Source organism: Thermostichus sp. MS-CIW-15 (genome assembly GCF_054060575.1).
In genome coordinates this window covers 1-23,017 of record NZ_JBSSDI010000037.1, presented here as the reverse complement: position 1 = coordinate 23,017, position 23,017 = coordinate 1, and the positions used below count along the sequence as shown (strand labels likewise).

Here is a 23,017-nt window from a genome sequence, read left to right as displayed (position 1 = left end):
GCGCTCTGGGTGTTATGCTCAGAGCTTTGCGGGATACCGCCATCCTGTTCAGCAGTGGGCAGGATGCTATCGCTGCACCGTTGAGCGATAATGCTTAGCAGTGTTCAGCGTAAATGTATCAGGCACGGATATGCTTGTCACTCTGGAAAAAGCTGGGGAGATTCTTGCCAAAGGATCCCATACGGCGATTACGACAACAGACGGCAAGATCGCGCTGGTGCCAAAAGGAAAAGAGAACCTTAAGCTGACGGCCGCCGAAGCCATTAACTTGATGTTCTACGTCGTCCGCTCTGCCGACCCCCCAGAAGCAGTGATGGCACAACTGCAAGAGGCCGTTGCCAAGGCGCAAGCCCCTGATCCCGCCGAAGAACGCGCCAGAAGATATCGAGAAATCCGCGGAACTTAGCAGAAGCCGGTCGAGTCGGTTGCTCCAGGGCTCTCTGGACTAACTCGAGTTCCAGAATCAGAGGCTGGCAGGGCTGAGGGGAACCAATTTCCCGTCCGTAGTCAACCCCAGCAGCATCGGCTCCTGTGGCTGGATGGCCTGGCCAGTGAGGGCGCAACGCTGGGGCCGCTGAGCCGTGGCGGGGAAACTGGCCTGAATATCCTCGGCGGTGAGGGTGGCAGCCTCTTGAGAGTGGCGCAAGACATAGCCCCAGAGAATTTCGCGGATCAAGGCCTGGTAGCCCTGGCCGCCGGCCAACGCCTTCAGTCGTTGCTTCAGTTCCCGCTCCAGACGAATGCTGGTCACCTCCATCTCGGTGGTGGGAGTGCGAGGGTGGGCGTGGGCATGCATGCAGGGATCCTCTCCAAAGGCTTATACTACTCCTGTAGCACAAGGTGAGCACTGAGAGCATTCTAGGTGTAGAGATTTTGCCGCAGGTTTTATGGTTGAGCCGATCCCACCTCGTCGCCGCGCCTTAGAGCACCTGCTGAACCGGTTGGGGTTCAAGGATCCCGCCTGGCTGGAGCAACTGCGCTGGGATCTGTTGGATCAAGCTTTGATTCACCCTTCTCTGGATGGCCAGCGCAACAACGACCGGCTGGAGTTCTTAGGGGATTCTGTCCTGCGCATTTTGGCCACTGAGTTCTTGTTCCAGTCCTATCCCCACTTGTCGGTGGGAGAGCTGACCGCAGTTCGCTCGGATCTGATCAGCGATGCCCACCTGGCGGAACTGGCGGATCTGCATGGCCTAGAGCGCTACCTTGAGGTGGGATCCAGCTCCCAAAACGACCTGGCCGGACGGGAGCGGCGCTTAGCCGATGCTTTTGAGGCGGTGTTGGGATCCCTATACCTGAGCTGGGGCATGCACACCCTGGCCCGGCTGCATCCTTGGCTGGATCCCTACTTTCGCCAACGGGTGGAGCAGTGGTTCCAGGATCCCACTCGGCGCAACCCGAAAGCCGCGCTGCAGGAACTGACCCAACGCCTATGGGGCACCTTGCCGGAATATCGTCTGGTGGCTGCCCGGGAACACCCGCCGCACTTCACCATGGAAGTTTGGGGCCACGGCCAATGTTGGGGCCGCGGCGAGGGGCGCTCCAAAAAGGCGGCAGAAATGGCCGCTGCGGCCCAAGCCTACGGGCACTTGCAGTCGCAGGAAATAAGGTAGGCGCCACTACGAGGCGCTCCATGGGTGGCAACCGCTGTGGTAGCCGGCCTCTGCTTCCGGCACCGCCAGCCCGCTTCTACGGGGAGTTCTCGCCTCATCTCGCCTGCAGCTGCAAGCTGGGATCTGCATTGCCCAGCTTTTTGGGGGTTAGGCTGACAAGGGGGCAGAGCAGCGGCAGCCTGAGAGAGATGAGAGCGTTGAACCTAAGCTAGACCTAGCCAACGGTGCAACAAGAGTATGGATCCAAAATTGGAACAGCGCGCCCGCGAGCTGCGCGCTCTGCTGCAGAAGGCCAGCATTGCCTACTACGTCCACGATGCCCCCATTCTGGAAGACAGCGTTTACGACCGCCTCTACCGCGAGCTGCAGGAGCTGGAGCGGGCCTACCCCGAGCTCATCACCCCCGACAGCCCCACCCAGCGGGTAGGGGAAAAGCCCGCCGAGCAGTTCCCCACCGTTTCCCACCGCATCCCCCTCTACAGTCTGGAAAACGCCTTCAACCTGGAAGAGCTAAAGGAATGGCAAGAGCGCCTGTGGCGGGTTCTGGGGCGCACCCCTGAGGAAGGGGAGCTGGAATATGTGTGCGAGCTGAAAATTGACGGCGCTGCCCTGGCTCTTACCTATGTGGATGGGCTGCTGCAGCGGGGGGCCACCCGCGGCGATGGACAGTCAGGTGAGGACATTACCCCCAATATCCGCGCCATCCCTTCTATTCCCCTGCGCTTGGCAACCGCCGCTCCCCCGCCGGTCCTGGAGGTGCGAGGAGAGGCCTATCTCCCCATTGCTGAGTTCGAGCGCATCAACCGGGAGCGATGCTCCGCCGGGGATCCCCCCTTTGCCAACCCGCGCAACTGCGCCGCCGGCACCTTGCGCCAGTTGGATAGCCGCGTGGTTGCCGCCCGCAAGCTTAGCTTCTTTGCCTACGCTCTCCACTGGCCGGAGGGGTGGCCCGCCGGGGATCCTCCCCAAACCCAGTGGGAGTGTCTGCAGCGGCTGAAAGAACTGGGATTGCCTGTCAATCCTCTTTCCCAGGTCTGTCGGAACCTCCAAGAGGTGGCCCAGTTCTACGAGCGGTGGCGGCAGGCCCAGCTTCCCTATGCCTGCGATGGGGTGGTGGTTAAACTCAACTCCCTGCGGCTGCAAGAGGAGGCCGGCTTTACGCAAAAATTCCCCCGCTGGGCCATTGCCCTCAAATACCCTGCCCAGGAAGTCCCCACCCGCATCCGCGCCATCGTGGCCAGCGTGGGCCGCACTGGGGCCGTTACACCAGTGGCGGAGCTGGAGCCGGTGCTGCTAGCCGGCACCACCGTCAGCCGCGCCAGCCTGCACAACGCCGATCGCCTGGAGGAGCTGGATGTCCACATTGGCGACACCGCCATCGTGCGCAAGGCAGGCGAGATCATCCCTGAGGTGGTGGGGATCCTCAAGGAGCTGCGCCCCCCCGATGCCGTTCCCTATCGCCTGCCCAGCCACTGTCCCGAGTGCGGCACCCTTTTGGTTCGCCCTGCCGGCGAGGCGATAACCCGCTGCCCCAACCCAGCTTGTCCGGCCAAGATCAGGGGTCAACTGCAGCACTGGGCCAGCCGCGACGCTCTGGATATCGAAGGCTTAGGGGAAAAGCGGGTAGCCCAGTTGGTGGAAAAGCTAGGAGTGCGCACCGTAAGCGATCTCTACCGCCTCACCCCGGAACAGTTGGAAAGCTTGGAGGGAATGGGATCCCGCTCCAGCCAGAAGCTGGTACAAGCCATCCAGCGCTCCCGCCAACAGCCCTGGGAGCGTGTGCTCTACGGCTTGGGGATCCCCCATGTGGGGGTGGTGACCGCCCAGATTTTGGCCCAGCATTTCCCCGCCCCAGAACTCTTGGCCCAGGCCAGGGCTGAAGACATCGCCCAAATCTACGGGATAGGGGCGGAAATTGCCGAGGCGGTGGTGGCCTGGTTTGCCGATCCCGCCCACCAGAAGTTGCTGCAGGAGCTGCGGGAGCTGGGGATCCCTGCCCTGCCCCGGCAAGCGGACCCTGCCGTCTCCCAGGTTCTGGCTGGGAAGAAGTTTGTCATCACCGGCACCCTGCCTACTCTCTCCCGCCAGCAGGCCAAGGCTTGGATTGAAAGCCGCGGCGGCAAAGTGACCGCCAGCGTCAGCCGCCAAACCGACTATGTGGTGGTAGGGTCGGATCCCGGCTCCAAACTCAAGCAGGCCCAGGCTTTGGGGATCCCTCTCCTGAGCGAGGCGGAGCTGCTGGCGTTGGATCCGAAGTGATCTCCATCCTTGACGAGAAAAAATTTGGGAAGGCCGGCTTGTCCTCGCCCTGGCGATGGTTTATCATGCGATTCTGTGAGGAGTGGACGCCAGAGGGGGAAGAGGACGAAACACGGACAGTCCCTTCCCCTTTTTGGTGCTCAAGATCTACCCTGGTTCCGCTCCAGAGGGTATCCAACCGAACCAAAAAGCCCACTTGCTTCCGACGACCGTCTCTGCCAGAGTTAGGAACATTCCACTATCATGAGAGTAGCGGAGACGCATGTTTCCGTTCACTCCTCACACCATCCGCCGCTCGACGTCGAGTCGGGCGGTTTTCTTATCAACTTTCTATCCAATCGCCGCAGAGCTATCCTCTACAGCCGGCTTAGGAAGCCCACAAGCTGGAAGGAAGTGCTAGACTAGTAGGTCAGTAAGTTCTGTCCCTTCAGTATTCCTACGCCTCTGCGGCCGCGCCCCACGTTTAAGCAGCACCAGAGCGTCCTGTCTTTCCTGGAATTCGCCGAACACAATAGCCAAGAGCAAACAGCAACGAGGATCCCATGGCCAAGCATGACTCCCACCTGAGATGCTCCTTCTGTAATAAGTCCCAGGATCAAGTGCGTAAGTTGATTGCGGGGCCGGGGGTCTACATCTGCGACGAGTGTGTGGAGCTGTGCAACGAGATTTTGGAGGAGGAACTCTACGACGGCAATACCCCACCTGCCACAGCCCCTGCTGCCAGCCGTCGCGAAACCCCTAGAAAATCCTCTCGCAGCTTGCCTTCTCTGGCACAGTTGCCTAAGCCGCGCGAGATCATGCGCTACCTTGACCAGTACGTGATTGGCCAAGAGAAGGCCAAGAAGGTTCTGTCGGTGGCGGTTTACAACCACTACAAGCGGCTGGCTGCTAAGGCCAACCCCAACAGCCTCGGAGCTGCGGAGCTGGATGAGGTGGAACTGCAAAAGTCCAACATTTTGGTCATTGGCCCCACCGGCTCCGGCAAAACCCTGCTGGCCGAAACCCTGGCCCGCATGTTGGATGTGCCCTTTGCCGTTGCCGATGCCACTACCCTCACCGAAGCCGGCTACGTTGGCGAAGATGTGGAAAACATCCTGTTGCGCCTGCTGCAGGTGGCGGACATGGATGTGGAAGAAGCCCAGCGCGGCATCATCTACATCGACGAAATCGACAAAATTGCCCGCAAGAGCGAAAACCCTTCCATTACCCGCGACGTTTCCGGCGAAGGGGTGCAGCAGGCTTTGTTGAAGATGCTGGAGGGAACTATTGCCAACGTGCCTCCGCAGGGAGGGCGCAAGCACCCCTACCAAGACTGCATTCAAATCGACACTTCCAACATTCTCTTCATCTGTGGGGGCGCTTTTGTCGGCCTGGAGAAGGTGATCGAGCAGCGCATTGGCAAAAAGTCGATGGGCTTTATCAAGCCAGGGGAGCAGCTAGCAGTTACCCGTGAGCAACGCCTGGCCGATGCCCTCAAGGCGCTGGAGCCGGAGGATTTGATCAAGTACGGCATGATCCCAGAATTCATAGGGCGGCTGCCGGTGGTGGCTACCCTGGATCCCCTGGACGAGAAGGCCCTCGAGGCCATCTTGACGCAGCCTAAAAATGCCATCCTCAAGCAGGCCCAGAAGCTGTTGCGCATGGACGGGGTGGAGCTAGAGTTCGAGCCGGCTGCCATTTCTGCCATTGCCAAGGAAGCCTACCGTCGCAAAACGGGGGCGCGGGCGCTGCGGGCCATTGTGGAAGAGCTAATGCTGGACGTGATGTACGAGGTTCCCTCTCGCCGGGATATCAAATACGTGCGCATCACGGCCGAGATGGTGGAGCGCCGTTCCACGCACGAGCTGATCCCTCACCCTTCCACCCTGCCTAAACCTGAGTCTGCCTAGGGTCACAGCCCTGCTGGATCCCGCTGCGTCGGCATATGATCAGTGTTTGGTCTTGCAAGGAAGGGCAAGGGGGCGCATGGGGCGGGCGGATCGCGAGTATGCGGTGATCGGTCTGGGACGCTTCGGCACGAGCTTGGCCCTCACGCTGATGGAGCGAGGGCACAATGTTTTGGGGATCGACCGCAGCCGGGAGATTGTGCAGCGTCTGGCGGATCAGCTAACGCAGGTGGTGGCGCTGGATTCCAGCGATGAGGATGCCCTGCGGGCGGTGGATATTCTCTCCTTCGACACCGTGGTGGTGGCCATCGGCAGCGATTTCGAGAGCAATCTGTTGACGACGGTGGCCCTCAAGAGTTTGGGGGTGCGCAACGTGGTTTGCAAGGCTTCGACAGAGCGGCAACGCTCGATTCTCTTGCGGGTGGGAGCGGATCGGGTGGTGTTGCCGGAGCAGGAGGCGGGGCGACGTTTGGCTCAGGTGCTGACGGCACCAGGGATCCTAGATCAATTGGAGCTGGAGCCGGGTTACAGCATCACCGAGCTGGAGGTGCCGGAGGCGCTGGTGGGCCATACGCTGGCGGAGTCGGACTTGCGTCGCCGCTTCGGCATCACAGTTTTGGTGGTGAAGCGAAAACAATCGTTGGTGGTTTCTCCCCCGGCAGATTACCTGCTGGAGAAGGGGGATCTGCTGGTGGTGCTGGGGGCCAATACCAACATCTCGCGGCTGAACGAGATGTAACGGGGGATCCGATGAGAGAGGGCTGCGTCCCGCCGCCGCAACCCGAGGGGGCTGAGGGATGGGTGTCTCCCCGATCTTCAGGAACCCCTCGCCCGACGCTGCCTCAGTCCTCTTGGATCCCGGCCAGTCGCTTACACCGGCTCTTTTTTGGGGACAGGCGTCGCCCGCTGCCGCCGCCCCTGCGCCTGGTCGCGGGGTTGGGCCTGCTGGCGGTGGTGGGGACTTTGCTACTGATGCTGCCGGGAATTGGGCGCGGGAATCCCTTGAGCTGGAATGAGGCGCTGTTTACGGCCATGTCCGCCCTGAGCGTAACGGGTCTCTCGACGATTGTGGCGGCGGAGGATCTCACTTTGTTCGGCCAGATCGTGTTGCTGCTGTTGATCCAAATTGGCGGGGTCGGCTTCATGGTGCTGGCGGTGGTGGTCTTTCAACTGCTCGGGCGGCGCATTTCCCTGCTCAACCGCTTGGCGCTGTGCAACTCGCTGGGCCTGATCGATCCGGGGGCTATTCTCGAATTGACGCGGCGGGTGTTGATCGGGGTCACCCTGATTGAGCTGGGCGGAGCTTTGCTGCTCTGGGTGCACTGGCGGGATCTCTACGGGCCGGAGCGAGCAGTTTTTCTGGCGATTTTTCACGCGGTCTCGGCCTTTTGCAATGCGGGGTTTGATCTATTTGGCGCCGAAGGGATCCCTACGGATGGCCTGTCGCTGGCGATCTTGGCGGCTCTGATTTTTATCGGCGGCTTGGGCATCCCGGTTTTGTCGGATCTGCTAACTTGGCCCCGGGGCCACCGCCCCTCTCTGCACACCCGCATCACCCTGGTCGTGGTGGTGGTCTTGCTCTGCACGGGCGGACTGGGGATGTTCTTGGCCGAGAGCTTGCCCCAGGGATCCTTGCAGGAGGTAAGCTGGCCCCGCCGCTTGGGCCTGACATTTTTTCAATCGGTTTCGGCCCGTACCGCCGGGTTCGCCGGGATCCCCATTGAGGATTTGACCCCGGCAAGTCAGTTGTTGCTGATGGCTCTCATGTTTATCGGGGCAGCTCCGGCTTCCATGGGGGGTGGCATCACCACCGGCACCTTGGCAGTGTTGGTGTTGGCCTTGTGGGGCTATGCCCGCGGTTTGCCCAGCGCCCAGATTGCGGGGCGCAGTTTGGATCCCTCGATGGTGCGCAAGGCAGCAGCGGTGTTGACCGTCTCTCTGTTCGTGGTGCTATTGGCAACTTGGCTGATCTTAATTACCCACCACCACAGCAGGCTGGATCCGGTGCTCTTCGAGGTCATCTCCGCTTTTGCTACCTGTGGCCTCTCGACGGGGTTCACGGGGGAGCTGAATTTGTTCGGCCAACTGATTATCGTTTTGGTGATGTTCTGGGGCCGGCTGGGGGCGTTAACCATTGTCCTGGCTTTGGCCCAGCAGCAACCGCGTCAGTTGGTGATCTACCCGGAAGAGCCAATTTTAATCGGGTAATCTCCTGACCAGAGGACAAGGAAATCCAAAGGGGGAGAGCAGAGGTTGGAGGTGGTTCCCCAGCTCACAGCCCCGCCGGGAAATCTCCAGCTTCCCTCGGAGGCAGCCCCGAGGTTTCCCCCAAGCGGCCTCCGCTAGACTGAGTAACAGGTAACCTCAGCTACACCCTCGTTGTCCCTTGCGTATTGGGAGCTTTCCGTGTCCAAGTTCCTCCTAATCGGTTCTACCGAACCTTTCAGCGGCAAGTCGGCGGCTGTCTTGGGTTTGGCCAAGCATCTGCAGCAACAAGGAGTGAAAATTACTTATGGGAAGCCGCTCGGATCTTGCGCCCGGGAGGATGGATCCCCGGAAGGGATAGACCCGGATATGCGCTTTGTAGCGGAGACGCTGCAGCTGACCCAGATGCCACCCATGCTTTTCCAGCTCGACGAAGAGGCGTTGCTGACCCATATCCAGCAGTCTCCGGGGGAGCCAGATCCCGCGCGCTCTGTCGCCCCTCTGCTGAAGTTTGCCACGGGATCCGCTGCGGATTTGATCCTGCTAGAGGGCCCGGCCGATCTCTACGAGGGCGAGTTGTTCGGCCTCTCCCTGGCCAAAATGGCCCAAGCCCTGGATGCTCAGGTACTGCTGATCAGCCGCTACCATTCCCCTTTGGCGGTCGATTCTCTTCTCTTTGCCCACCGCCAACTGGGATCCCATTTGGCCGGCGTGCTGCTCAACGATGTGCCACCCGACCAGATGGAGCCGGCAAAGACCATCGTTCGACCCTTTCTGGAGGCGCAAGGGATCCCGGTTTTGGGCATTTTGCCCTCCCACCGCATTTTGCGCAGCATCAGCGTTGGGGAGCTGGCGCGGCAACTGGAGGCCGAGGTGCTCTGCTGCCCGGATCGGATGGACTTGATGGTCGAAGACATCGCGGTGGGGGCGATGAACGTCAACTCCGCCTTGAAGTACTTCCGCAAGCTGGAGCACAAGGCGGTGATCACCGGCGGCGACCGCACCGATATTCAACTGGCCGCCCTGGAAACCTCCACCCTCTGCCTAATCTTGACCGGCAAGCTGCCTCTGGATCCCCGCATCCGGGCGCGGGCCGAAGAACTGGAAGTGCCGATCCTCTCCGTGGATCTGGATACCTTCACCACCATCAATCGCATCGAGCGGGTTTTCGGCCAGATCCGCCTGCACGAGGAGGTTAAGGTTCGCTGCATCCAGGAGTTAATGTCAGCAAACTTTGACTTTTCCCGCCTTTATGCCCATCTGGGCCTGACACAATCCCTAGCGTCGGCAGCAGGTGCATAAAAAAGTTATCTAGGGCTTCTCTACATCTAGCCCTTAGTAAGGCATATGTTCAGATGAGAAACACTATCTGTAACCAAGGGGGAACAGATTTTCTCTACCGTCCTGATTTCTAGTGTCTGGCGCTTGCTCCCGTTTGCAATGATTTCTGCAAGAAAACGCAGAGATCGTTTGCCATTTGCGGCTACCCACCGGCATCAAGAGATATCATGCAAGTATTCATCACCTCAACACACCACTCCTCCCCCAGCTTTTCTGGGGGTTTTTATTCGCGCTGTTTGGCCAAATAACTCGGCTTCTGATGCCTCTACAGGCTTATGCTGCCGGTAGCGCGAAAAGATACTTTTCCAGCCACGACGGCGCCGACAGGCCCTCCAGGGGGTAGAATGCAGTTGCCGGTGTCGGCTAGGGATCCCATCATGGCCAAGAGCTTACGTCCGGGCAACCGCCAAGTAGCACCTCCCCCACGGCTGGCCGATTGCCCTCCTAGTGGCATTTTTACCGACGGGGGCTGTTCCCCCAATCCAGGGCCAGGGGGATGGGCGGTGGTGGTGGTTGAGGATGACCAGATTGTGGATGAGTTTTACGGAGGGGATCCCGCCAGCACCAACAACCGCATGGAATTGACCGGCCTCATTCGGGCCTTGCAATACTGCCGGGATACGCCGGGCAACGCGGTAGAGACCATCTACAGCGACTCCCACCTTTGCGTGCAGACTTATAACGATTGGATGGAGCGCTGGGCAGCCCAGGGATGGCGGCGGCGCACAGGGCCAGTGGAAAACTTGGATCTGGTTGAGGAGTTATATCAACTCAAGCAGGAGTGCCCTCAGGTGCGGGTGGCCTGGATCCCGGCCCATCGGGGTCTGCGCTGGAACGAATATGTGGATGAGCTGGTCGCCCGCGCCCGACCCAAGTAGCTGATTTATTTCGATACTTCGGTGAAGGCCTGGGATCACAGACAGGGGCTAAGTCCATCGCCTATGCTCAAGAGGACGGCTCGTTGCAGGTGGGGTATGCAGGCCCAACTTTATCGTCGCTCTCGTCCGCTCTCCCTGACGTTGATGGCGGTGGGGAGCTCTTGGCTTTTGGGATCCTGTCAGCTCAGGGCACCCCAGGTGCAGTTGCCTGGCGATGTTCTGCCCGAGACGGCGCTGGTTCCCCAATCGGCACCTCTGGTGCTGGCCCTTTCTACCAAACCGGAAGAGTCGCTCCGCACCCACCCTGACCTTTTGGCCCGTTGGGAAAGCTGGACGGCAGAAGCTTGGGCCAGCACTGGCCAGGAGTTTTCTCGGGAAGAGATGCAAGCTTGGGCCGGGGATCACTTTACGCTGGCGGTGGTGATCCCCAATTTGGTGCCAGGGGCGGCGGAGCCGGTGCCTGGGATCCTGTGGGGAGCCAGCACCCGCAACGCCGATCTGTCCAGGCAATTTCTGGCCCAAGTGCGGCAACAGGCAGAGGCAGAAGGGGCCAACTTTGAGCAGCGCCAGGAGCAAGGAGTGACTCTCTACGTGCAAACCAACGGCAAGCCGGGCGAACGGTGGGTGACGGCGGAGTTTGGCAACCGCTTCGTGGCCCTGGCCAACGATCCCAAGGTGATGCAGCGGGCGATTGCTGTCTATCGCGGCGAGGCGGAGCCCATCAGCCGCGCCGAAGGTTTCCGCACCGCCGTGGGCGATCTCTACCAGAAGCCGGGCACCCTGGCTTTTGCCTACTTCAATTTCCAGGCCCTCCACGACGACCCCACATCCTTTAAAGATTGGATGCCGGATCTAGATCCGGAAGAGCTGGGATCCCTGCAGCCGCTGCGCTCTCTGGCCATGGCCGCCCACTGGCGGGAGCAGGGCCTGCAGATGCGCATGCTCACCCAACTGGATCCCCAAACCCCGCTGCTGGGCAAGTGGCAAACCGCCCGGGGCGAGCTGATCCGGCGGCTGCCCGGCAGTGCCCTGGCGGTGATCACCACCCAGCAGGTGGCCCAGCGCTGGCAAGCGGTTGTCTCTGAACTGGAAAAGGATCCCCAGGCCAAAGAGTTGCTGGATGAGCTGCGGGCCGAGTTCCGGGCCAATACCCGCCTGGATTTGGATCAAGACCTGATGGCTTGGCTGGACGGGGAGATGGCCCTGCTGGTGGCGCCCGATGCCCAGGCCCACCCCTTCTTTCAGGGCATGGGGGCGGCTTTGCTCGTCGAGAGCAGCCAAAAAGATAAGGCCAACGCAGCTCTGGCCCAGTTGGATCGGCTGGCCCAAGAGTCGGGCGCGCGAGTAACAGAAGCCGAGGGCCAGGTCACCTGGGCGGATCCCTTGTTTAAACGTCCGCTCTTGGTGCGGTCTTGGGAAGGCAACTACCTGATGGTTACCACCAGCACGGCGGCGCTGCAAACCCTTGCCCAACGCCAGGGCAATTGGATCCCTCAAACCGAGCCGCTGAAGACCCTCTACGAGCAGTTGCCCAAGCCCAACTACGGCTACTTTTTGCTCAACTGGCGCGGCATCCGCACAGTGCTAGAAGCCGCTTTGCCGGGTGGGCTGGCAAGCTTGGAGCCGGAGGCCCGCGAGCTACTGACCCGTATCGATGGGTTGGGGATCACCAGCTACCCCGTCGGAGATCACGCCCTTGGACTGGAGCTGCTGGTCACGGTGCCGCCCAAGCCACAGCCGTAAGAGAGGGGCCGGCGGTGAGGGCTACAACCGGATCAGACCGTAGGTGAGGGCGTAGCGCACCAGCTCGGTGCGGCTGCTGGTGCCCGTCTTGTTGAGGAGGCGGGTGACGTATTTTTCCACGTTGCGCACGCTGGTTTGCAGTTGTTTGGCAATTTCTTTGTTCATCAGACCCTCTGCTACCTTCTCCAACACCTGCTGTTCCCGTGGTGTCAGCTCCACCTTAATCGGTGGGGGTAAAGGAGTTGGGGTGGGGGGCTGAGAGGGAATGGTCGGGGGGAGAGTTCGCTCCGATAGCAGGGCGCGAATCGAGGCCAGCTCGCGGGCCACTACCTCCGAGGGGCTGGCCGCGCGGGAGCGCTCGATGAGATTGGAGACAATGGCCACCAGCTCCTCCGGGTCGAATGGCTTGGGCAAGTAGGCATCGACGCCGGCCCGGTAGCCCTGGATGCGGTCGGCGGTCATCCCCTTGGCGGTGAGGAAGACCACGGGCAGGTGGCTGTAGGGATCGAGTTTTCGCACTTGCGCCAAAAATTGGTAGCCGTCCATGCCCGGCATCATGATGTCGGAAATAATCAACTGTGGCTGCGTCGTGCTGAGCAGTTGCAGGGCTTGCTGGGCATTGGCAGCCGGGATCACCTCAAAGCCGCTGTCTTCTAGATAGGCTTGCACTGCTTCCCGCAAGCCTGGCTCGTCATCCACCAACAAGATGCGGGCCCGTGCCGAGGCAGGTTCGGATTTGGCTTGAGCGGAGGGGGCCATTGTGCAGCTCCTGGATAGCTTTCAAGATTTTGGCTGGAAGAGACATACCTGCTCCATTTAAGCCCTACTGGGCCGTGAGCAATCTGAGGCGGAAGCAGGAGCCCTGGGGGGAGCTTTCCACCTCGAGATCTCCTCCCATTTGGGCGGCCAAGTCGCGGCTGATGGCCAACCCCAGCCCCTGCCCCGGCTTGGAGGGATCGGCGCGAAAAAACGGATCGAAGATCCGCTCCAGGTTCTCAGGATGGATGCCGGGGCCGTTGTCGCAGACGGCGATCCACACCTCCTGGCAAGAGGAGGCGCTTGAGCCTCTCGCTTCCTCGGCGGGCTTGACCTCTACCCTGAGCTGGATATCGCCGGGGGGCGGGGTGTACTTGCAGGCGTTGTCGATTAAGTTATCCAACACCTGGCGCAGGGCGCGGGGATCTGCCAGTACCGGCGGCAGGAAAGGGGGAAGAACGGCCTGAAAGCGATGTCCCTGCGCTTCCGCCAGGGCCTGATAAATAGGGCTCCACTCCCGCAGCAGGTCGGCCAAGGAGAGGGGCCGAAGTTGGAGAGGAGCCGGGATCCCGTCCAAGCGCTCCAGCTCCGCCAGCAGATCCTGCAGATGCTTGCACTCCTGTTCAATGCTCAGGCCAATCCAGTGGTTGCGATCGTCGGGGGGCAGACGCTTTTGCAACAACTTGGCCAGCGTGCTCAGGGCGGTTAGAGGATTGCGCATCTCGTGGAGCAAGGTGGAGAGCTGCTGGGCAGATAGAGTGATCCCCCCGCCAGGCCTGGGATCCCCGCCCCCACAGACGGGCTCAGGCTCTGGGTGAGGTTCGGCAACTTTTTTCGCTCTCGGCATGGATCCCCTCTTTCAACTCTCCTGGAGCAAGCAAATCGATCCTAGCCCCATCCTCCCTGGGATTTGCCACTTCAGACCGGCTCCAGGCCGGCGGACTAGAGCTGGCGGGGTAAGTAGATATTGAGAATTTCCCCTTGCCGAGCCCGATGGCGCACAGTGAGATAGCCCCCCAAAGCTCGGAACAGGGTTCGGGCTACTGGCAGGCTGAGGCTAATGGCCCCGGTATCTGGCTGCACCACCAACAACTGGCCAATTGGCTGAGGGGACTTAAGTTCCAGGCTAGGGGTGTCGCTCCCCTCGGGGGTGTTTACCTGGAACTGCAGCTTCACCAGCTCGCCAGCGCTGAGCAATTGGGCGCGGATGCGGCTGTCAGCGGGAGTACTACGGGCTAGGCGGTCGATAATTCCAAATAGCACCGCCTCCAGGGCTTTGGGATCGCTGACCACATCGGGCAGCTCGGCAGGGATCTCCAACTCCAAGCGGGATCCCCGCCGTTCCACCTGTTCCTGCCAGCGGGGCAGGTTTTGCCGCACCAAGTCCACCAGCGCAATCGGCTCCAGTTGCAACCGACGTCCCTCGCCTGGCGTGGCAGCGGGCATGACCGTTTCTGTGGCCTGGAAAAACAGACCGAAACGGTTGATTTGCTCGGTGCACTCGCGGTCGATCTTCTCCACGTATTCCCGCACCCGCGGTGGCAGGTCGCGCCGCTTCAGGATGAGGCTGACCAAGGTGCGGATGGTGCTGAGGGGCGTCTGGATCTCGTGGATGAGAGCCCGCAACAACTCCGCCTCCGAGAGGCTGCCCGCTTGCTCTGGCTCGGCTTGGGGAGCGGAGGAGCGGCCGTGGGCGGGAGGCTCAGGCGCCGGCGAGGAAGCGGAAGATGAAGAAGCCGGGATCTGCCTTGCTGCTGGTGGCGGTGGAGGCACAGCGGCAGCCTCCTGTTCTGCCCTGGCAGGGGGCAGGCGGGCGGGCGGGGATCCAAACTCGGCCAGGTTACCCAGCAGAAGGAAGCTGCTGAAGCGGGCCAACACCCGTACATGCGGCTGCATCAGGGGATAGTGGCGGGCCAACTCCTGCCAAGCGGCCAGCCGGTCTGGCCTGCCCTGTTGAACCCGTTGCTCCAGGCTCTGCCAGGCTCGTCGGATCACCTCCGGCTCAAAAGAGACCATCATCCCCCTCTGCCGGGTGTGGGGATGGTGACCCTGGGCAGCTACTGCCGAAAAAACAGGGGTGAGCAGCAACAGAAAAGGCTCCTCCACCAGTGGATCCCGCGGCAGGAGAGGGATCACCGTCTGCCCAGGGGTGAGGATTGACTCAGGGGAAAAATCCGGGCTGAACAACCAGGGGGGTTCCCGTGCCGGCTCCCAAGAGTGGCGGGGAAGATGCAGCGCATCCATGGGCAGCGGCAGTTGGGGTAAGGGATCCTGCACCACCCAAGGGGGCCACCAGGAGACCGGCCCCCCGATCACCACGCCAAACTGTCCAACCTCTTGCCATAGCTGGAGCAGGGCTGCCACCGTCTGCTGCCAAGAGCGCTCTCCCGCCCCCGGCAACCATTCTGGCAAGGGTAGAGCGGCCCACAAGGCTTCCATCAAGGACAGAAATCGGCGGCTGTTCACGGATCCCTTTGATCCCACCCTTCCCCTGTAGGCTAGCGGTTGTGGAGCTTCTAGGACAGCGGAAAACCTCACCTTCTCCAGGGCGGATCCCCGTCTTGCTCACCCAATCCGTCCATCTGGCAGAGTCGCCCCGCGCAGGTTGGCTCCCGCGAGGTTGGCGGTGCTGAGGTCGGCGCGGGTGAGGATGGCCTCGCGGAGATCGGCATTTTCCAGGTTGGTGCGGCCCAGATAGGCATCCACCAGGCTGGCCGATCTCAGGTCGGCCCCGGCCAGGTTAGCCCGACTCAGATCCGTCCGCGCCAGCTTGGCCGAGCGCAGGCAGGCGGCGGAAAGATCGGCTCCCGCCAGATCTGCCTCGCTGAGGTTGGCTTCCGCCAAGTTGACCTGGCTGAGCATGGCTTCCTTCAAGTTGGCCCGCCCCATCTGCACCCCCTGTAGGTCCCCGCCCAGAAAGGAAGCTCCCCTCAGGTCGGCGTTGCTGAGGAGGGCCCCGCGCAAACAGGCCCGCTGTAGGTTGGCTCCCTGTAAGTGGGCTCCGATTAAACTGGCCTCTTTGAGATTGGCCCCCCTTAGGTCGGCCCGCGTCAAATCCGCTCCCGCCAGGTTGGCCCCGCTCAGGTCGGCGCGGCTGAGATTGGCGCTGCGCAGCATGGCTGCCCGGCGACTCTCGAAACGGAGATTGGCCCCCCGCAGGCAAGCCCCCCCCAGGTTGGCGCTGGTGAGGTTGGCCCAGCGCAGATCCGCCTCTAGCAAGTTGGCGTCGATCAACAGAGCCAGCGTCAAGTTAGCCCCGTGCAAGTCCGCCCCTTGCAACGTGGTGCCGTGCAAATGCGCATCTCTGAGATCTGCCTCGCTCAGGTCAGCCTGGCTGAGGTTGGCCCCACTGAGATTCGCTCCCACCAAGTTGGCCTTCTGCAGCTTGGCCCGCCCCAGGTAGGCAAAGATCAAGTTGATACCATGCAGGTCGGCCTGAGAAAGGTCTATCCCGATCAAATCCGCTCGGCTCAGATCCAGAGCGGCCAGGTTCTCGCCTGCAAAGTTAACCCGTCCTGCCCGGTACAGTCGGAGCAGATCTTTGGCATCCATTGGCATCCATAGAATCCATGGAAGAGAGCTGATCCCGCGCTCATGGCCATTCTAAAGCGAGACACTGCACTGGAGCGCCAGCATTATCGGCTCTAGGGAAGGCAAAGGACTTGGCCTCGCCGGCGCGACCAAAAAAGTAGGGTGGCCGCCAGGGTAACAGCAGAGCGGTTGGACAGCGCCTTTGAAGGTTCGTTTCGGGACTCCGAAGAATCTCTGCCCTCAAGGGTGAGGAGGGTCAGGGCTTTCGCGCCCGGCGCTGTCTTGGATGTTGGCAGCGGCGAAGCGGCATCCCTCACCCCCCACCCCTCTCCCACTGGGAGAGGGGGGCTGCTCCTACAGCTACAGCTCTCTCTGACTTCAGGCGAGTTGACGGGATCCCAGAATGGCGGGCTTGGTTTTCAAACCAGGCCAAATAGACGGCGCTCTGCCTCCTCCATGCGGGCCAAGAAAGCGGCGAACTTGGTGGAGATCTCCTCGACTTCCTGCAAAAAGGCGCGCAACGTCTGGTACTTGAGAACTAAGGCTTCTTCTAGGGGACGGCTCTGGAACTGTTCGTCCAAGGCCTGGCCCAGCTCGCTCAGGGCATTTTCAATGGCGGTTTTGATCGCGCCAATGCTGCGCCGCACCAAGCGCATCACTTCCTGCTCCAACTGGGGCTTTTGGCGGGCCAGCTCGCTGGTGGCCAGCACCTGCCGCAGAGCGGCATAGGGATCCCCCACCTGAAGCGGCATCTCGGCCATCTCTCCTGGCTGTCCCGCATTGCCGGCGGGCCGCAGCAAACCCCACTCCGACTGCTCCAGCCTACTCAGGATCCCTCTGAACAGGGCAGCGGATCCCTCTACGTCTTTCAGAAGGCCACGCAGCACCTGGTGTTTGAGGCTCAGGTATTGGTCCGGATCCTCGTCCTGCAGCCCTTCGTCCAGGGCGTTGCCCAACTCGCTCAGGGTGTTCTCGATGGTGGCCATCAGGGATCCGGCGCTACGGTGCAGCAGTTGGCGGCAGGGTTCTGGAAGCTCTGACGCCAGAACGGCAGGAGCAGAAAAAGCAGGGGGCTCGGCTGTCGCTTCCCCCTCGTTCGGGCTTTCGGACTCCAGCCAAGTGATGCGGCTGGACTCCGTCCCGCCAGTGCCGACGGCATTTTCCCCATTGAGCCAATCGAGATCGGCGGCGAGAGTCTCGGCAGCTAGCCCCCCACCGGCCATTGTTTCTTGGGACACGTAAACGTAGAGAGGCTGCAGCATCTGCAGCACGGCGTTAGCTGCTTGGCTATCCTGCTCCGGCTCCTGGAGCTGCTGCACCGCCTGTTGCAGCCGCGCTTCCAGCTCCTGCGGGGAGTTGCAGGCGTCGTAAAGGGCTCTGAGCAGCTCGTCGAGACTGTAGCGCCGTAGGGCCGCCAACCCTTGCACCGTGGGCTCTAGCCTGTGGTGCAAAGCCGTGAACAAAACCAGCTTGGCCCGCAAGGGACTTGTCTGCTGCATCACCCCCGCCCGCAACTCGAACGGGTCGTAGTCTTGCTTGTGCAGTTGTAGGCCGCCGTATCTCACAGGTAAGCTGGGCGCAGGCGCCACCCAAGCCGGCAGATCCCCAGATGAAGCAGTCAGAGGGCTGCCGGGATCCGATTGAGACTGGTGATAGAGGAGCTCGAGCTTGCTCAGCAGCAGTTTGGCGACGCGGGCGTATTCAGCCTTCTTGTTGATTTGGCTGATGGCGTCGCGAAAACGCCGGACTAGGTCCTCCAGGGTCGCATGCTCGCGGTAGAGCTGCTCCAGCAGAGCCTTTAGCTCCTCCCCGCTCAGCTTGACAGCGTCGTTTGTCCAAGTGCGGGTGCAGGTGAAGTAAACCAGCTTTTTTACCCGGTCTGCGTACTCGCCCTGCTGCACCTCTTGGACGATAAGGTGAAGGGGATCCGAGAGAACCATAGGAGCTGCTCAGTGGGAGTTTTAGGCCTTGGGGTTAAAAGGCCGTTTCTGGAGGAGCATGGTCAAGAGGTCCTACCATCATCATGTAAGGAAGCGGCGAAGGCAATCAACCAGGGCCAAAGGCTCTATCCGCCTCAATCCTCTTGCCAGTCTAGGTCGGAATCGGTCAGGATGCGATGGCTCTGCTTACGGCAGGTCAGGTGGTGCCCCTCCCCCCTTCGCTTGAGACCTGGGCAAGCTGGGGCAGAGTTTGCCGCTTGCGCTTCCTGGAGTTCATGTAAAAGCTGTAGGTAAAACCCCCGCCGCTCCCAGTCCAGCTCCCGCAGCCCACAGCCCGGCTCCCGATCGTGCAAGCAATCGCGAAACTGACAGGTGCCCAGCCGCTCCCGCACTTCCGGAAAGCAACGTATTAGCTGCTGAGGGGAAACCGGCGGGATCCCTTCGCCGGCATTGAACCCCGGAGAGTCGGCAATCCAACCCCCCTCTGGCAGAGGGAACAGCTCCACATGGCGGGTGGTGTGCCGCCCCTGGCGCAACTTCTCTGACACCGCTTGGGTGGTCAGCTGAACAGCCGGCAAGAGTCGGTTGAGCAAGCTTGACTTGCCTACCCCTGAGGGGCCAGCCACCACCGAAATCTGATCCCGACAGCGGCGGCGCAGCTCGGGGATCCCTGCCTCAGTAAGGGCACTGACCAATAGAGGCTCATACCCCCACCGCTGCAGACGCTGTCGCCAGCTCTCTGCCACCGCCGCCTCTACACAATCGCACTTGTTGAACACCACCTGAACTCGCAGGTGGCTGGCCTCGGCCTGCACCAGCAGACGGCTGAGGGCGTTGGGCTCGGGCTCCGGCTCGGCCAGGGCCATCACCACCAAGACTTGGGTTATGTTGGCGATGGCCGGTCGAGGCAACTGAGTTCGCCGCGGCAGAATGGCCTCAATTGCCCCCCGCTCCGGCCAGAGAGAGTCGGCAGCCGGCGGTAAGCTAACCTCCACCCAGTCCCCCACCATCACCGACTGCCCCATTTTTTTGAGCTTGGCCCGAGCAGTGCAGAGAAGCTCCGCCGGCATCGGCTTTTGGGCCGGGAAATGCGCCTCGATCTCAGGAAAAAGGGCAGCCAGCTCGGGATCGATGCGCACGCGATAAAAGTTAGCCTGGGCGGCGCGCACCCAGCCAGTGCAAGTGGATCCCTGCCCCTCCTCTTGGACGGCGCTCCGGTGGCTCATGCCAAATTCCCACGGCGTACCCAGAGGATGTGGTGTCCCTCGGGCGCCGCTTGTTGCCCTTCAATGTAATGCCCCGCCATCGTCAGGCTCTTGGGCACCTGCTCCAGAGGCTCTCCTGCATCCAGCCACAGCTCCAGCACCTCCCCCGGCGCCATGCGTTCTAGGCGCAACTTGGCGCGCACGTAGTTGAGCGGGCAGGGGATCCCGCGTTGATCCAGAACCAGCTTCACCTCGTGGGGGGGAATTGCCTCTGCCGTCATTCTTCTTCTCGCTCTCGGTTGCCGGGCATTTGGGCCAGCCCCCGCAACAGCCCGCCCAAGAAACCGTCCCGCTTGTTGATGCGTTCCCCATGCAACTCGGCCAGGCGCATAAGCAGTTCCCGCTCTTCCGAGCTGATGCGGGTGGGAATCTCCACTACCAGGGTGATTTTGTGGTCGCCCCGCAACATCGGATTGCCAAGGCGAGGTACCCCCTTGCCCTCCAGAGTTAGCACCGTACCCGGCTGGGAACCCGCCGGAATGGTCAGCTCCGCCTCTTCCTCCAGGCCCGCCTTCGAGTCCACCGTGGGCACCAAGACTTTAGCCCCCAAAATGGCCTGCAGATAGCTTACCCGCACCTGCGAGAAGATGGTGAGACCATCCCGCTGGAAGTCGGGATCCGGCTCGACGAAGAGGTAAACGTAGAGATCCCCAGGTGGGCCACCGCGCCGACCGGCATCCCCCTCGCCAGAAACCCGCAGACGGGTGCCGCTGTCCACGCCGGCAGGGATGTTGATGCGCAGCTTCTTGGTGGTCTGGGCGAGGCCCTCGCCATTGCAGTTATAGCAGGGCTCTTCCAGCACCCGGCCGGCACCGCCGCAGGTGGGGCAGATCGAGACCTGGGTAAAGTTGCCAAAGGGGGTGCGGGTGGCCCGCCGCACCTGACCAGCGCCGCCACAGGTGGGGCAGACTTTCACATCTGTGCCGGGCTTGGCCCCGCTGCCCCCACAGACCGGGCAGACCTCCAAGTGGCTGATGCGAATTTGCTTTTCGCCGCCGAAGATGGCCTCGAGAAACTCCAATTTCAGGTCAAAGCGCAGGTCATCCCCGCGTACCGGCCCTTGGCGGCTGCGGCTGTAGCCAACTCCCCCTCCCGCAAAGTTGGTGAAGAAGCTCTCGAAAAGGTCGGCGAAGCCACCGATTCCGGCGAAATCCTGGAACCCGCTGGCGGCAGCCGCCGCACCGCTCAGCCCAGCTTCCCCAAAGCGGTCGTAGCGAGCCCTCAGCTCGTCGTCCGAGAGCACCTCATAGGCGCGGTTGATTTCCTTGAAGCGATCCTCAGCCCCTGGCTCTTTGTTGACGTCAGGGTGATACTTGCGGGCCAGCCGACGATAGGCGCGCTTAATCTCTTCCTTGGAGCTATCACGGCTAACCCCCAAGATTTCGTAGTAGTCACGAGCCATAGAAGCGCTTCAGAGAACAAGGATCGAATGACGCCGGAAACACAGCTTGCCGGATGGCCCAGGCAATGCCCCTCTGCCATGCCCCAGAGCTGAGCAAAAGCCTTCGCCGAGTATCCTCAGCGAGTGCCATAGATCTCACTCCCCATCTCTAGGAGCACAGCCCGCAGCTCTTCCATTGCATTCCGTAAAGTTGCTAAGTCTACGTTATCATTTGCCAGCAGCGCCCTCAATGTGCCCGCCGCCTGGGCCCCCCTCTGGAGGCAGATCTCGCTAAGGCGACTGCCGTGCTCCTGCAGGGTCTTCTCGTAGTTGTAGAGCAGGCTGTCCGCTTGGTTGCGGGCTTCCACCAACTGCCGCCGGCGCCGATCTTCTTCGGCGTAGGCCTCGGCTTCCCGACGCATCCGCTCGATCTCGCTGCTGCTCAAGCCGCCGTGGTTGGTGATCTTGATGCTCTGCTCGATCCCCGTCCCCTTCTCGCGGGCGGAGACTTTCAAAATGCCGTTGGCATCGATATCAAAGGAGACTTCGATCTGGGGCACCCCGCGGGGAGCTGGCGGGATCCCGGTTAGTTGAAAGCGGCCCAAGGTCTTGTTGTCCTTGGCCATAGCCCGCTCTCCCTGCAAGACGTGGATTTCCACCATTGTCTGGCCGTCGGTGGCGGTGGAGAAAATTTGGGTTTTGCTGGTGGGAATGGTGGTGTTGCGCTCGATGATGCGGGTGAATACCCCGCCCAAGGTCTCCACGCCAATGGAGAGGGGAATCACATCCAACAGCAGCAGGTCTTTCACTTCTCCGCCTACCACCCCTGCCTGGATGGCTGCGCCAAGGGCTACTGCCTCGTCGGGGTTGACGGAGCGATCCGGGTTTTTTTTGAAGATTTGCCGAATCTTCTCCTGAACAGCGGGAATGCGAGTAGAGCCACCCACCAGCAGCACGCGGTCGATATCCTCAGGGGAGAGGCCGGCATCCCGCAAAGCTTGCTCGGTGGGCTCAACAGTAGCCTCCACCAGATCCTGCACCAACTCCTCGAACTTGGCGCGGGTCAGCTCCACTTCCAGGTGTTTGGGCCCGGAGTCGTCGGCGGTGATAAAGGGCAGGTTGATGAGCGTAACCTGGGTGCTGGACAGCTCGATTTTGGCCTTCTCCGCCGCCTCCCGCATCCGCTGCAAGGCCATGCGATCCCGGGAGAGGTCGATCCCTTCCGTCTCCAAAAACTGGCGGTTGAGCCAATCGACAATTCTCTGGTCAAAGTCATCCCCGCCCAGGTGGTTGTTGCCGGCGGTGGCTTGTACCTCGAACACGCCGCTGCCCAGTTGCAGCACCGAGACGTCGAAGGTGCCGCCACCCAGGTCGAAAACCAAGATGCGCAGATCTTGATCTTGTTTGTCCAGCCCGTAGGCCAGGGCGGCTGCCGTCGGTTCGTTGATGATGCGCAACACCTCCAGTCCGGCAATGGTGCCCGCGTCTTTGGTGGCCTGGCGCTGGGCATCGGTAAAGTAGGCGGGGACGGTGATCACCGCCTGAGTCACCGGCTCCCCCAGATAAGCCTCCGCGTCGGCCTTCAGCTTTTGCAGGATCATTGCGGAGATCTCCTGGGGCGTGTAGGCGCGATCCTGCACCACCACCTCCACCATGTTGTCCCGGCCAGGGATCACCTTGTAGGGGACTCGCTTGCGCTCTTCTTCAGTTTCGGCGAAGGTGCGGCCAATGAAGCGTTTGATGCTGAAGATGGTGTTTTCGGCGTTGGTAACCGCCTGACGCTTGGCCAGTTGGCCCACCAGGCGGACGTTGTTCTTGGCAAAGCCGACGATGCTGGGGGTGGTGCGCCCTCCTTCGGCGTTGGTGATCACCACGGGCTTGCCCCCTTCCAAAACCGCCACGCAACTGTTGGTGGTTCCCAGGTCAATCCCGATGACTTTGCCCATACCCCTCTCTCCCCGTGCGTCAAATCCCAACCCAGGACAATTCCACGGATCTCATAAGAGCATTTTGCCCAGAATCCCGCAGAAACCTTCAGGCGGCGCTTCCGCCTCCGTAGCTTTACTGTAGCCTTTTTGAGGCTATCCCGGCTTTGTTTGTCAAGGTTCAAGTGAGCAAGTTTGGTTAGCTAATCCGCCGTTCGCGCTAGCGGGACGTAGTCCTGGAAGCCCCGCTCTGTACCCCCCTATATCCCAGCCCCCCAGCCCCCCAGTCCCCCC

Annotated in this window: 19 protein-coding genes; 9 read left to right on the top strand and 10 right to left on the bottom strand. The window is 61.4% G+C overall.

Annotated features, from left to right (window positions below):
* Positions 1-130 precede the first annotated feature (130 nt).
* Positions 131-406, top strand: a complete 276-nt coding sequence (locus tag ACVW0R_RS11775) for a hypothetical protein (RefSeq protein ID WP_041438897.1) — start codon at positions 131-133, stop codon at positions 404-406.
* Positions 407-463: 57 nt separating this feature from the next.
* Here the strand turns inward: ACVW0R_RS11775 and ACVW0R_RS11770 are convergent, their stop codons facing one another.
* Entirely contained in the window at positions 464-796 is a 333-nt protein-coding gene (locus tag ACVW0R_RS11770; RefSeq protein WP_011429695.1) for a hypothetical protein, read from the bottom strand.
* A gap of 91 nt (positions 797-887) precedes the next feature.
* Between ACVW0R_RS11770 and rnc the strand changes: the two genes are divergently transcribed.
* The 8 genes from rnc to ACVW0R_RS11730 all read left to right on the top strand — a co-directional run bounded on the left by rnc (position 888) and on the right by ACVW0R_RS11730 (position 11,925).
* Complete coding sequence (gene rnc, locus ACVW0R_RS11765) at positions 888-1,613, top strand: ribonuclease III (RefSeq protein WP_011429694.1); 726 nt, start codon at positions 888-890, stop codon at positions 1,611-1,613.
* Positions 1,614-1,850: 237 nt separating this feature from the next.
* Entirely contained in the window at positions 1,851-3,872 is a 2,022-nt protein-coding gene (gene ligA, locus ACVW0R_RS11760) for an NAD-dependent DNA ligase LigA (protein ID WP_457502099.1), read from the top strand.
* 542 nt (positions 3,873-4,414) lie between these two features.
* Positions 4,415-5,761 carry an ATP-dependent protease ATP-binding subunit ClpX gene (gene clpX, locus ACVW0R_RS11755; protein ID WP_011429692.1) on the top strand — a complete coding sequence of 449 codons (1,347 nt, stop codon included), beginning with the start codon at positions 4,415-4,417 and terminating at the stop codon, positions 5,759-5,761.
* Positions 5,762-5,837: 76 nt separating this feature from the next.
* A complete protein-coding gene (locus ACVW0R_RS11750; RefSeq protein WP_011429691.1) occupies positions 5,838-6,497 on the top strand; it encodes a potassium channel family protein in 660 nt (219 codons plus the stop codon).
* Between the two features lie 11 nt (positions 6,498-6,508).
* Positions 6,509-7,966, top strand: coding sequence for a TrkH family potassium uptake protein (locus ACVW0R_RS11745; RefSeq protein ID WP_457502098.1), 1,458 nt, complete (start codon positions 6,509-6,511; stop codon positions 7,964-7,966).
* Between the two features lie 198 nt (positions 7,967-8,164).
* Positions 8,165-9,265: a phosphotransacetylase family protein gene (locus ACVW0R_RS11740; RefSeq protein WP_099812347.1), complete on the top strand. Its 1,101-nt coding sequence runs from the start codon at positions 8,165-8,167 to the stop codon at positions 9,263-9,265.
* Positions 9,266-9,648: 383 nt separating this feature from the next.
* Entirely contained in the window at positions 9,649-10,182 is a 534-nt protein-coding gene (locus ACVW0R_RS11735) for a ribonuclease H family protein (protein ID WP_457502097.1), read from the top strand.
* A 96-nt stretch (positions 10,183-10,278) separates the two neighbouring features.
* Complete coding sequence (locus tag ACVW0R_RS11730) at positions 10,279-11,925, top strand: DUF3352 domain-containing protein (RefSeq protein ID WP_457502096.1); 1,647 nt, start codon at positions 10,279-10,281, stop codon at positions 11,923-11,925.
* 21 nt (positions 11,926-11,946) lie between these two features.
* Here the strand turns inward: ACVW0R_RS11730 and ACVW0R_RS11725 are convergent, their stop codons facing one another.
* From ACVW0R_RS11725 to dnaK, 9 genes are all read right to left on the bottom strand, one after another.
* Positions 11,947-12,684 (bottom strand): response regulator transcription factor, encoded by a 738-nt coding sequence (locus ACVW0R_RS11725; RefSeq protein WP_414390766.1) that lies wholly within the window; start codon positions 12,682-12,684, stop codon positions 11,947-11,949.
* A 64-nt stretch (positions 12,685-12,748) separates the two neighbouring features.
* Positions 12,749-13,528, bottom strand: coding sequence for a sensor histidine kinase (locus tag ACVW0R_RS11720; protein ID WP_011429685.1), 780 nt, complete (start codon positions 13,526-13,528; stop codon positions 12,749-12,751).
* Between the two features lie 95 nt (positions 13,529-13,623).
* Positions 13,624-15,147, bottom strand: coding sequence for a sensor histidine kinase (locus ACVW0R_RS11715; protein WP_457502095.1), 1,524 nt, complete (start codon positions 15,145-15,147; stop codon positions 13,624-13,626).
* 99 nt (positions 15,148-15,246) lie between these two features.
* Complete coding sequence (locus ACVW0R_RS11710; protein ID WP_168173637.1) at positions 15,247-16,233, bottom strand: pentapeptide repeat-containing protein; 987 nt, start codon at positions 16,231-16,233, stop codon at positions 15,247-15,249.
* Positions 16,234-16,631: 398 nt separating this feature from the next.
* The gene (locus ACVW0R_RS11705; protein ID WP_099812353.1) at positions 16,632-18,152 is read right to left on the bottom strand and encodes a hypothetical protein; all 1,521 of its coding nucleotides are present in this window, start codon (positions 18,150-18,152) and stop codon (positions 16,632-16,634) included.
* A gap of 134 nt (positions 18,153-18,286) precedes the next feature.
* Positions 18,287-19,378, bottom strand: coding sequence for a ribosome small subunit-dependent GTPase A (gene rsgA / locus ACVW0R_RS11700; RefSeq protein ID WP_011429680.1), 1,092 nt, complete (start codon positions 19,376-19,378; stop codon positions 18,287-18,289).
* Complete coding sequence (locus tag ACVW0R_RS11695) at positions 19,375-19,638, bottom strand: sulfurtransferase TusA family protein (RefSeq protein WP_011429679.1); 264 nt, start codon at positions 19,636-19,638, stop codon at positions 19,375-19,377. The genes rsgA and ACVW0R_RS11695 overlap by 4 nt, the downstream gene beginning before the upstream one ends.
* Positions 19,635-20,819 (bottom strand): molecular chaperone DnaJ, encoded by a 1,185-nt coding sequence (dnaJ, locus tag ACVW0R_RS11690; RefSeq protein WP_011429678.1) that lies wholly within the window; start codon positions 20,817-20,819, stop codon positions 19,635-19,637. The genes ACVW0R_RS11695 and dnaJ overlap by 4 nt, the downstream gene beginning before the upstream one ends.
* A 116-nt stretch (positions 20,820-20,935) precedes the next feature.
* Positions 20,936-22,744, bottom strand: a complete 1,809-nt coding sequence (dnaK, locus tag ACVW0R_RS11685) for a molecular chaperone DnaK (RefSeq protein ID WP_011429677.1) — start codon at positions 22,742-22,744, stop codon at positions 20,936-20,938.
* Positions 22,745-23,017: the final 273 nt, after the last annotated feature.